Raw genomic sequence first — 11,512 nt, 5'->3', positions numbered from 1 at the left:
GACATGCCAAGCATGTGATGGCATTGTGCCTGACTTCTTTCGGGCGCATATTCGGTATTTGCTGCAGGCCCGATGAGCAGCCGAAGATTGACTCAATCGACGAACAGATCCGGTATCAGGCTGCCGCCGGCAGGGTCGAAACGGTATTGCTCGAAGTCGCTGACGCCCCGTTCGCGCAGGATATCTTCATCGATCAGCAGGCGCCCGGTGATGCTGCGGCCCTGGCTGGCCAGGATCGTATGAGCCGCGTCGGCCATGATCGCCGGGGTGCGCGCCCGCTTGAAGGCGTCACGGCTGCCCAGTTCGAACTCGATGGCGGCGGTGGCAATCATGGTCTTCGGCCACAGTGAGTTGACGCTGATGCCGTACTTCTTGAATTCCTCGCTCATGCCCAGGGTGAGCATGCTCATGCCGTACTTGGTGACGGTGTAGGGACCGTGCTGGGCGAACCACTTGGTATCGAGGTTGAGCGGCGGAGAGAGGTTGAGGATGTGCCCGCCCAAGCTTTTCTTCCCCGCAGCGGAGTTGCTGTTCTTCAAGTACGGCAGCGCCGCCTGGCTGCAGACCATCACCGCACGGGTATTGATCTGGTACATCAAGTCGAAGCGCTTGGGTTCCAGTTTCTCCACGCCCACCAGCCTGATCGCCCCGGCGTTGTTGATCAGTGCATCGATGCCACCGAAATGCTCGGCGGCCTTGGCCATGGCGGCCGCCACGGCCTGCTCGTCACGCACGTCCAGCTGTATCGCCAGGGCCTTACCGCCTGCGGCTTCGACCTCGGCTGCGACGCTGAAGATGGTGCCTTGCAGTTTCGGGTGCGGCTCGGCGCTCTTGGCCGCGATGATGATGTTGGCGCCATCGGCGGCGGCCTTGAGGGCGATCTCGCGGCCGATGCCACGGCTGGCGCCGGTGATGAACAGGGTCTTGCCGGAAAGTGACATTGGGCGTTCCTCTTGTCGTAGGGTGCGCCGTGCGCACCGTCTGTTAATCCTGGTGCGCGCAGCGCACCCTACGAAGCCGTTTCGATCTCCACCAACAACTGACGGTTCTTGACCTGGTCGCCCTGACTCACGCCAACGCGACGGACGATGCCGTCGACGCCGGCCTTGAGCGGGTGCTCCATCTTCATTGCTTCCAGTACCACCAGCAGTTGCCCCTTGCTCACGCTAGCGCCCTCGGCGATCAGTACGTCGACGATGGCACCATCCATCGGTGCCTTTACCGCGCCGCTGCTGGCGGCGTTCTGCCCGCCCGCTGGCTCGTGGGTCACGTCCAGCAGTTCCAGGTTACCGTGTTCACCGTACAGCCACAGGTGTTCGCCTTCTATGTGGTATGCCTGGCGGCGGCGCACGCCGTCCAGTTCGAGGGTCAGCCAACGGCCGTCGCTGGCCAGCAGGCGCAAGGACAAATGCTCTTCACCTCGGCGCACGCGAAGCTGTGCTTGTGGGCCACTGGCGAGCACGTCCAGTTCCACAGCGTGTTTGTGTTCCCCCTGCTTGAGAACGAAACGCCAGGGCGCGCTGCCGGCGCTGCGCCAGCCGGACAGGCCTGGCTGGTGAGCGCGGGCATTGGCCGAGACCTGGTAGAGCAGGGCGGCGGCCATGGCCAGCTCGGCCAGGCTGGCGGTGTGCGGGTGCAGGCTGGGATCGCCTTCGAAGTGTTCGACGATAAAGGCGGTTGTTGCGTTTCCAGCCGCGAACTGCGGGTGCTTGAGCAGGTTGGCGAGGAAACGCTGGTTGCCGTTCACACCGAGCAGCACGCACTTTTCCACGGCGCGCACCAGCTTGCGCCGGGCTTCGTCGCGGGTTGCGCCGTAGGCGATGACCTTGGCCAGCATCGGATCGTAGAAGGGCGTGACCGCCTGGCCCTCGACCAACCCGTGATCGATGCGCACGCCGGGTAGCGTCTCGGGTTCCCAGCGCAGCACCTTGCCGGTTTGCGGCAGGAAGCCGGCGGCCGAGTCTTCGGCATACAGACGCACTTCCATGGCGTGGCCGGTCAGGCGGATTTCGTTCTGCAGCAGCGGCAGGGGCTGGCCGGAGGCCGTGCGAATCTGCCAGGCCACCAGATCCTGTCCAGTGATCAGCTCGGTGACCGGGTGCTCGACCTGCAGGCGAGTGTTCATTTCCAGGAAGAAGAACTCGCCGCTGGCGTCGAGCAGGAACTCCACGGTGCCGGCGCCGACATAGCTGACCGAGGCCGCCGCCTTCACTGCCGCCTCGCCCATGGCGCGGCGCAGCTCGGGCGTCATCACCGGGCAGGGCGCTTCCTCGACCACCTTCTGGTGGCGACGCTGTACCGAGCAGTCGCGTTCGCCGAGGTAGACGATATTGCCGTGCTGGTCGCCGAAGATCTGGATTTCCACATGGCGCGGGCGGATCACCGCGCGTTCGAGGATCAGCTCGCCGGAGCCGAAGGCGTTCTGCGCCTCCGAGCGGGCGGTGCGGATTTGTGCCAGCAGTTCGCTGGATTCCTGTACCAGGCGCATGCCGCGGCCGCCGCCACCGGCGCTGGCCTTGATCATCAGCGGGTAGCCGATGCGTTCGGCTTCGCTGGCCAGGGTCTCGTCATCCTGGGCGGCGCCTTCGTAACCGGGAATGCAGGGCACGCCGGCTTCGAGCATGGCGATCTTGGACAGGCGTTTGCTGCCCATCAGGTGGATGGCCTCTACGGTCGGGCCGATGAAGACGATACCGGCCGCCTCGCAGGCGCGGGCGAAGTCGGCGTTCTCGGAGAGGAAACCGTAGCCGGGGTGGATGGCGTCGGCGCCGGTCTTGCGCGCCGCCTCGATGATGGCGTCGATGCGCAGGTAGGACTGGCCCACCTGTGCCGGGCCGATGCACACGGCTTCGTCGGCGATCTGCACGTGACGGGCGTCGCTATCGGCCTCGGAGTACACCGCCACGGTACGGTAGCCGAGTTCGATGGCGGTGCGTATCACCCGGCACGCGATCTCGCCACGGTTGGCGATCAGGATCTTGTTGAATGCGGGCATCTTCGTGCTCCTGTGGGGGCGATCCCGGGATTGCATCCGGGCTATGGTGTTCTGGCGTAGGGTGGATCACGCTTTATCGATCCACCGCTTGTTGCATGGGTGGATGAGAAGAGCGACGGCTGCGCGCCCCGATCCACCCTACGGTCTTTGTCGGTAGTGCTTGTCTGTCCAATCCATCATTGGGCCCACTTCGGCTTGCGTTTCTGCACGAAGGCCAGGGTGCCTTCGGCGCCCTCGGCGCCGGTCACTGCAGTGGCGAACTGTTCGGCGGCGCGATCGAGCAGCGGGCCGAGTGCTTCGCGTTCGCTGGCCAGCAGCAGGGCCTTGGTCTGGGCGTTGGCCTGTGGCGCGCATTGGCGAATCTGTTCCAGGGTCTCGTCCAGGCGCTGCTGCAGGGCTGCGTCATCGCATTCGCAGTAATGCACCAGGCCCAGGCGTAGTGCCTCGGTGCCGTCGAAGCGGGCGGCGGTCAGAGCCAGGCGACGCGCCTGGGTCAGGCCGATGCGATGCACGACGAAGGGGGCGATCTGCGCCGGGAGGATGCCCAGCGTGGTTTCCGGCAGGCCGAACCTGGCACTGCTGGCGGCGATGGCCACGTCGGACACGCAGGCCAGGCCGAAACCGCCGCCGAGTACGGCGCCTTCCAGTACGGCCACCAGCACCTGCGGGGCGGCCTGGGCCTCTTCCAGCAGTGCACCGAAGGCGCGGTTCAGCTCGCGGTAGGCGTCACTTCCTTTGGCGCGGGCACCGGCCATGTCCTTGATATCGCCACCGGCGCAGAAGTGGCCGCCCGCGCCGCGCAGGACGAGAGCGCGCACGTTCGCGTCATGGCGCACGGCCTCCAGCGTGGCGCGCAGTTCGCCGACCATGGCCAGGCTCATGGCGTTGCGGTTGTCCGGGCGGTTGAGGGTGATGTGCAGCACGCCACCTTCGAGGTTGAGCAGCAGGGTTTCGCAGTGGGGCAGGTCGTTCATTGGAGACCTCGGTGTAGGGCGGGTGAAACCCGCCGCACGACAATGGCGTTCAGTGCGTAGGGTGGATCACGCTTTATCGATCCACCGTTGCGGTGGACGTGAAAAGCGACGTCCACCCTATGTTCAGGCCTGCCGTCCCTGGCGGCCCCCCTTCGGGCCGTCGCTACGCGACGTTAACAATCGGTCCCGACTATTTTTTCTTCCCAGGCAGGATGCCCATCAGCTTGCAGATGATGCCGAGCATGATTTCGTCGGCACCGCCGCCAATGCTGACCAGGCGTACGTCGCGGTAGGCGCGCGACACCGGGTTGTCCCACATGAAGCCCATACCGCCCCAGTACTGCAGGCAGGCGTCGGACACCTCGCGGCCAAGGCGCCCGGCCTTGAGCTTGGCCATCGATGCCAGCTTGGTCACGTCGCGGCCTTTCACGTATTGCTCGGTGGCCTGGTACACCAGTGCGCGCAGGCACTCGATCTCGGTCTGCAGCTCGGCCATGCGGAAGTGAATGACCTGGTTGTCGATCAGCGGCTGACCGAAGGTGTGGCGCTGTTTGCAGTAGTCGATGGTGGTGTCTACGCAGTGTTCCAGGCCCTTGATCATGTTCGCCGCACCGAACAGGCGCTCTTCCTGGAACTGCAGCATCTGCATCATGAAGCCGGCGCCTTCGTGGCCGATGCGATAGCGCTGCGGCACGCGCACGTTGTCGAAGAACACCTGGGCGGTTTCCGAGCTGCGCATGCCGAGCTTGTCCAGGTGTGGGCTCACCGTGATGCCAGGAGTCTTCATCGGCACCACGATCAGTGACTTGTTGACGTGCGGCTTGTCGTCACTGGTGTTGGCCAGCAGGCAGATGAAGTCGGCACTCGGAGAGTTCGTAATCCACATCTTGCTGCCGTTGATCACGTAGTCATCGCCGTCCTTGCGCGCGGTGGTCTTCAGACCGGCCACGTCGGAGCCGGCGCCAACTTCGGAGACGCCGATGCAGCCGACCATCTCACCAGTAATGGCCGGGCGCAGGAACGCTTCGCGCAGCTCATCGGAGCCGAAGCGCGCCAGGGCCGGGGTGCACATGTCGGTCTGCACACCGATGGACATGGGGATGCCGCCGCAGTGAATGGTGCCGAACTCTTCGGCTGCAACGATCGAGTAGCTGTAGTCCAGGCCCATGCCGCCAAATTTCTCCGGTTTGGAGATGCCCAGCAGCCCCAGTTCGCCGGCCTTCCTGAAGATGTCGTGGATGGGGAAGCGGCCTTCCTTTTCCCACTCATCGACGTACGGATTGATTTCCTTGTCGACGAAATTGCGGACGGTACGGCGGAGTTCTTCGTGTTCCTGGGTGAAGATCATTGTTGTTGTGCTCCGTATCGAATGGGTCTGTAGGGCGGGTGAAACCCGCCGCATGCTTTGCGGGTTTCACCCGCCCTACGGTCAGAATCGCGCCACGCCGAAACTGCTTTTCTTCAATGGACGCAAGTTGGCTTCGGCGCAGATGTCCAGCAAGAAGCCCAGCAGCTTGCGCGTATCACGCGGGTCGATCAGGCCGTCGTCCCACAGGCTGGCGGTGCCGTACAGCGCGGTGGACTGGCTGTCGAGCTTCTGCGCAGTGACTTGCTCGAGCATGTCGAGCATTTTCGGATCGGCTTCCTTGCCTTCCTTGGCATGCTTGTCCTCGGTGACGATGCGCAGCACCTTGCCGGCCTGGGCACCACCCATCACGGCGGTCTTGCTGTTGGGCCAGGCGAAGATGAAGCGCGGGTCGAGGCCGCGGCCGCACATGGCGTAGTTGCCGGCGCCGTAGGAGCCGCCGACGACGATGGTGAGCTTGGGCACGGTGGCGTTGGCCACGGCCTGGATCATCTTCGAGCCGTGCTTGATCACGCCGTTCTGTTCCGACTCGGTACCGACCATGAAACCGGTGGTGTTGTGGAAGAACAGGATCGGCGTGTTGCTCTGCTCGCACAGCTGGATGAACTGCGCTGCCTTGGCCGCGCCCTGCGGGGTGATCGGGCCGTTGTTGCCGATGAAGCCGCAGGCCTGGCCTTCGATCTGCAGATGGCCGCAGACGGTCTGGCTGTCGAACTCGTTCTTGAAGTCGAGAAACACCGAGCCATCGGCGATGCGCGCGATGATCTCGCGCACGTCGTAGGGCTTCTTGGCGTCGGCCGGTACCAGGCCGAGCAGTTCCTCGGCTGGGTACAGCGGTTCGCGCCAGGTGTTCGACGGCCGCGCCGGCAACTGCTGGTTCCAGGGCAGCATGGCGAGGATCTCACGCGCCAGGCGCACGCCGTCGGCGTCGTTCTCGGCCAGGTACTCGGCGGTGCCGGCAACCTGGGCGTGCATTTCGGCGCCACCAAGTTGCTCGTCGGTGGCGATCTCGCCGGTGGCGGCCTTGAGCAGTGGAGGACCGGCGAGGAACATCTTGGCCTTGCCGCGCACCACCACCACGTAGTCCGACAGGCCTGGCTGATAGGCCCCGCCGGCGGTGCTTGATCCATGCACCACGGTGATCTGCGGCAGGCCCATGGCGGACATGCGTGCCTGGTTGGCGAAGCCGCGCGCGCCCTCTACGAAGATATCGGCGGCGTAGTTGAGGTTGGCGCCGCCGCTCTCGGCCAGGGTCACCACCGGTAGCTTGTTCTCGAAGGCGATCTGCTGCAGGCGCAGCGACTTCTTCAGGCCAGTCGGGGAGATGGTGCCGCCCTTGATCGCGCTGTTGTTGGCGATCACCAGGCAGCGCACGCCGGCGATGTAGCCGATGCCGGCGATCAGGCCGCCGCCGGCCTGGCTGCCGTCCTTGTCGTCGTGCAGCTTGTAGCCGGCCAGCGAGGCCAACTCGAGGAACGGCGCACCGGCATCGAGCAGCAGATTGATGCGTTCGCGTGGCAGCAACTGGCCGCGCTTCTCGAATTTAGCCTTGGCTTCCTGCGCCTTGTCCTGGACCTTTTGCTCGACCTCGCGGAAGGCCGTGATAGCGGCCAGCATGGCTTCGCGGTTCTGCGCGAAGGCATCGCCATGCACATCGATTTCCGATTGGATCACGGGCATCGCCTTACTCCTGGTCTTTCAGTACATCGGGCACATAGGCCCGATGGAAACCGTTGTAGGGCTCACTGTTTCTCGCCTTGCCCAGCGTCCAGGCTCGAGTGCCCTGGCTGGCGGCGCCATCGATGCGGATGGTGTTGCCGCTGATGAAGTTGGCACCGGGGCTGAGCAGAAAGACGATGGCTGCGGCTACCTCCGATTCGCTGCCGATGCGCTGCAGCGGCACGTGATCCTTGAGGTTACGGATCATGTTCTTCATCGACTCGGGGTAGGTGTCCATGCCGCTGGAGGCGATCCAGCCCGGCGCCACGGCGTTGACCCGCACGCCCGCGTGGCCCCACTCGTAGGCAGCCGTCTTGGTGAAGTTCTCCATGCCGGCCCGCGCCGCGCCGGAGTGGCCCATGCCGGGCATGCCGCCCCACATGTCGGCGAGCATGTTGACGATGGCGCCACCGTGCTTGCTCATGCTCTGCAGGAAGACTTCCTTGGCCACCAGGAAACCGCCCACCAGGTTGGTGCGTACCACCGTTTCGAAGCCTTTCTGGTTGATGCCGATCAGTGGCGCAGGGAACTGGCCGCCTGCATTATTCACAAGCTGGTGAATGCGCCCGCGCTCCTTGATCACCGCGCCGACCATGGTTTTCACGGCGTCTTCGTCACGGATGTCGCAGACCTGGAAGCTGGCGCTGCCACCGTCCTCGATGATCTCGGCGCAGGTCTTCTCCAGCTTTTCCAACTTGCGTCCGACCAGCACCACATGGGCACCAAGGTGGGCCAGCTCGTGGGCTACGCAGCGACCAATGCCGCTGCCACCGCCGGTGACCAGGATGGTCTGGCCGCTGAACAGAGCGGATTTAAAGACTGAGTCGTATGGCATTTTTATTGTTGTCCTGACTGATGCCGGTGCGCATGGCGCACCCTACGGGGTGTAGGGTGCGCCGTGCACACCATTCAAGGTTTGCGCCAGCACGCTGGGCACCGGTACCGGGAATTCCAGCAGTTGCTGGGCGAAGGCCTTGCCTTGCGGGTCGATGCGCAGGCTGGCGACGCCACCACCGCCCAGCGCGTTCTCCAGCAGGAAGTTGAGGCTGTGGCTGCCTGGCAGGTACCAGCGGCTGACGCGACCCTGCTCGGCGTCCAGGGTATGCGCCATCCAGTTGGCCACGGCTTCAGGCGTCAGTGCAGCGGCTATCCACGCCAGGTATTCGGGCTTTCTGGCCATCACGCCGATGTTGCTGTGGTTGCCCTTGTCGCCAGAGCGGGCTACGGCCAGACGGATCAGCGGCACGGCAGCGTCCGCTTCACCCATGGGCACGGGTAGGGCGGCCGGCGCGCGGAGCTGATCGGAGTCGAAGGTATCGACCTGAGGCAAGACAACCGGCTGGCGCTCGCCATCGATCTCGACGCTCAAGGCGCAGGCGCTCTTGTCCACCAGGAAACTGAACAGACGGATCACTGGGTAGACGGTGGGGCGCCCGCCGACGATGCCGGTCAGGCCTGGCGCCATGCCGGTGGCGGCCTGGGCGATCTCGCGGGAGAAGAGAATCAGCGCCTCCTTCCTGGCATGGCGTGCGGCGATCTTTACCACCACCTCGCGGCTGCCCTGATGTTGAGCGTGGGCGCCATAGGTCGCCTCGCTACCCAGCAGCTCGACGCTGACCTCCTGGTAACGGCCCCAGCCACGCTCGGCGAACATTTCTTCGGTCTTTTTGATGATCGCCTGGGCGACGCGCTCGGCCTTGGCCACGGCGTCGATACCTGCGAGCAGGAAGCTGGCGGTGCAGCGAAAACCGTCCGGGTGCGTGGCGCTGACCTTGTACTGATCGGTAGGCGGTAGGCCGCGCGCGCCCTGCAGCTGCACGCGGTTGTCGCCGACCTGACGCAGTTCGACCAGGGTGAAGTCGCAGATCACGTCCGGCAACAGATAGGCGCGCGGGTCGCCGATCTCGTAGAGCATCTGCTCGCCAACGGTAAGAGGCGTGACCAGGCCGCCGGAACCCTCGGGCTTGGTCACGACGAAACGGCCATCGCCTTCGACTTCTACGATGGGAAAACCGATGTGCTCGTAATCCGGTACGTCGCGCCAATCGGTGAAGTTGCCACCGGTGCACTGCGCGCCGCATTCGATGATGTGCCCGGCCAGGGCTGCCTGGGCGAGCTTATCGTAGTCGGTCCAGGCCCAGCCGAACTCGTGCACCAGGGCGGCGCTGACCACGGCGCTGTCGACCACCCGGCCAGTGATGACGATGTCGGCGCCCTGTTCGAGCGCGGCGACGATGCCCGGCGCGCCCAGGTAGGCGTTGACCGACACGCAGAAGGGCGGCAGCGCTGCGCAGCTGAACATCTCGCGGGTGCCGGCCTTGACCAGCTCGCCAAGCTTGGGTTGCAGGTTGTCGCCGTGCAGCACGGCGATCTTAAGTTGCACGCCTGCCTGCTCGCAGGCAGCGCTCAGTGCGGTGGCACAGGCCATCGGGTTGACCCCGCCGGCGTTGCTGATGACGCGGATCTTCTTCGCCGCCAGCTCGCCCAGCAGCGGTGTGAGGACCTCGACGAAATCGCGGGCGTAGCCATCGTCAGGCTTCTTCATGCGGGCGCCGGCCATGATCGACATGGTGATCTCGGCTAGGTAGTCGAATACCAGGTAATCCAGCTCGGCGCCGCGAACCAGCTGGGCGGCTGCTGTAGAGGTGTCGCCCCAGAACGCGGAGGCGCAGCCGATGCGTACGGTTTTGCTCATTGGAATTGGCCCGTCACACATTGAAAGGTGAGCTCACACTACCAAGCAAGCGCTTGGTTTTAAAGTGGTGGAAGACGGCAATTCGGCCAAAAATGCGCCCAAGCGCTTGCTTGGTCGGCTCTCGCCGCATACATTTCATCAAGCAAGACAAGCACTTGCCGGCAGCATAGAGAATTCATCAGAACAATCGCCGAGCAAGGCAGCCAGGGGAGAAGTCAGCGTGGATGAACACAGAGCCCAGGCCGTGATGCAGGAACTGGTCGCCAGCGGCCAGGTAACTGATCCGGACAGTGCCCGCGGCAAGCTGTTGCAGATGGCCGCCCACCTGTTCCGCAGTAAGGGGTACGAGCGCACCACGGTGCGTGATCTGGCCGCCGCGATCGGTATTCAGTCGGGCAGCATCTTTCACCACTTCAAGAGCAAGGACGAGATCCTGCGCTCGGTGATGGAGGAAACCATCGTCTACAACACCGCGCTCATGCGCGCTGCACTGGCCGAGGCGCAGGGCACCCGTGAGCGGCTGCTGGCGCTGATCCGCTGCGAGCTGCAATCGATCATGGGCGGCACCGGCGAGGCCATGGCGGTGCTGGTCTACGAATGGCGCTCGCTTTCGGAAGATGGGCAGGCGCAGGTACTGGCCTTGCGCGATACCTACGAGCAGATCTGGTTGACGGTGCTGGGCGAGGCGCGCAATGCCGGTTACTTCAGGGGCGATCCCTTCATTCAGCGGCGTTTTCTCACGGGTGCGCTGAGCTGGACCAATACCTGGTTCCGCTCGCAGGGACCGATGACACTGGATCAGTTGGCCGAAGAAGCGCTGTCATTGGTATGTAAGGAAGCCTGAGGCTAGGATAGGAGCATCTGCCGGTTTTCGGCTCGAACACGGGCGTTGGGTTACTTCCGCGTTGTCATCCGTGACGAGAGGTCGAGTTTGCGCGCACTAGCCTTTTACCTGTTGTGCTGTCTGTGGCTGTTGCATGTACCTGCTGCCGTTGCGCTGCAGGAGGTGCGCGTTGGCGGTTATCACTTTCCGCCCTATCTGGACAAGCCCGAATCACCTTACCCGCAAGGTTTGGTGCCAGAGTTGTTGCGCGCACTCAACGCGTTGCAGCAGCAATACCGTTTCGTCCTGGTACCGACCTCGGCGACCCGCCGTTACCGCGACCTTGAAAGCGGACGCTTCGATCTGATGTTCTTCGAGTCCAGTCGCTGGGGTTGGCAGGGCACTTCATACGTGGCCCTGGGGTTGGATATCGGTGATGCGGAAGTCTATGTCGCTGCGGCGGAACCGGGGCGTGGGCAGGACTATTTCGAGAATTTCAGCGACAAGCGCATGGCGCTCTACAACGGCTATCACTACGGCTTCGCCAGTTTCGACGCCGACCCTGACTATCTCGCGCGGAACTTCAACGCGTTGCTGACCTATTCCCATGACAGTAACCTGCGCATGCTCCTGGCGCGACGCGTCGATATCGCCGTGGTGACGCGCTCGTATCTGGAGCTGTTCCTGGATCGGCACCCGGAAATGCTGTCCGAGTTGCTGGTTTCCGATCGCCCTGATCAGTTCTATCACCATCAGGTGCTGCTGCGGCCCAGGGGACCGCTGAGCCCGGCTGAAGTTGCCGAGCTGTTGAACCGGCTGCAGGCCAGTGGTGAACTATCGAAGCTACTTGGGCGCTATCGTCTGGCATTGGGTAACAAAGTGTCAGTAGAGTGAAAATCCATCTAGTCGGTCAGGAGAGACTGGAGTAGTGTGCAGCTCA

General features: G+C 63.9%; 9 protein-coding genes. 2 read left to right on the top strand and 7 right to left on the bottom strand.

Annotated elements, in window-relative coordinates:
- Window positions 1-92: 92 nt before the first annotated feature.
- The 7 genes from H3221_RS08650 to H3221_RS08620 all read right to left on the bottom strand — a co-directional run bounded on the left by H3221_RS08650 (window position 93) and on the right by H3221_RS08620 (window position 9,749).
- Entirely contained in the window at window positions 93-941 is an 849-nt protein-coding gene (locus H3221_RS08650) for an SDR family oxidoreductase (RefSeq protein WP_196474135.1), read from the bottom strand.
- 68 nt (window positions 942-1,009) lie between these two features.
- Entirely contained in the window at window positions 1,010-2,995 is a 1,986-nt protein-coding gene (locus tag H3221_RS08645; protein WP_196474136.1) for an acetyl/propionyl/methylcrotonyl-CoA carboxylase subunit alpha, read from the bottom strand.
- A 176-nt stretch (window positions 2,996-3,171) separates the two neighbouring features.
- Complete coding sequence (gene atuE / locus H3221_RS08640; RefSeq protein ID WP_196474137.1) at window positions 3,172-3,969, bottom strand: isohexenylglutaconyl-CoA hydratase; 798 nt, start codon at window positions 3,967-3,969, stop codon at window positions 3,172-3,174.
- Between the two features lie 190 nt (window positions 3,970-4,159).
- Window positions 4,160-5,317: a citronellyl-CoA dehydrogenase gene (atuD, locus tag H3221_RS08635; protein WP_196474138.1), complete on the bottom strand. Its 1,158-nt coding sequence runs from the start codon at window positions 5,315-5,317 to the stop codon at window positions 4,160-4,162.
- Window positions 5,318-5,398: 81 nt separating this feature from the next.
- The gene (gene atuC, locus H3221_RS08630; RefSeq protein ID WP_196474139.1) at window positions 5,399-7,015 is read right to left on the bottom strand and encodes a geranyl-CoA carboxylase subunit beta; all 1,617 of its coding nucleotides are present in this window, start codon (window positions 7,013-7,015) and stop codon (window positions 5,399-5,401) included.
- 4 nt (window positions 7,016-7,019) lie between these two features.
- Window positions 7,020-7,889 (bottom strand): SDR family oxidoreductase, encoded by an 870-nt coding sequence (locus H3221_RS08625; RefSeq protein ID WP_196474140.1) that lies wholly within the window; start codon window positions 7,887-7,889, stop codon window positions 7,020-7,022.
- 42 nt (window positions 7,890-7,931) lie between these two features.
- The gene (locus H3221_RS08620; RefSeq protein ID WP_196474141.1) at window positions 7,932-9,749 is read right to left on the bottom strand and encodes an acyclic terpene utilization AtuA family protein; all 1,818 of its coding nucleotides are present in this window, start codon (window positions 9,747-9,749) and stop codon (window positions 7,932-7,934) included.
- A gap of 220 nt (window positions 9,750-9,969) precedes the next feature.
- On the opposite strand from H3221_RS08620, the gene H3221_RS08615 reads away from it, so the two are divergent.
- Window positions 9,970-10,593, top strand: a complete 624-nt coding sequence (locus tag H3221_RS08615; RefSeq protein ID WP_196474142.1) for a TetR/AcrR family transcriptional regulator — start codon at window positions 9,970-9,972, stop codon at window positions 10,591-10,593.
- Between the two features lie 87 nt (window positions 10,594-10,680).
- Entirely contained in the window at window positions 10,681-11,466 is a 786-nt protein-coding gene (locus H3221_RS08610; protein ID WP_196474143.1) for a substrate-binding periplasmic protein, read from the top strand.
- The last annotated feature ends 46 nt before the right edge of the window (window positions 11,467-11,512 follow it).

It is taken from the genome of Pseudomonas chaetocerotis (assembly GCF_015712105.2).
Lineage (GTDB): Bacteria > Pseudomonadota > Gammaproteobacteria > Pseudomonadales > Pseudomonadaceae > Aquipseudomonas > Aquipseudomonas chaetocerotis.
This window is presented reverse-complemented; position numbering and strand designations above follow the sequence as displayed.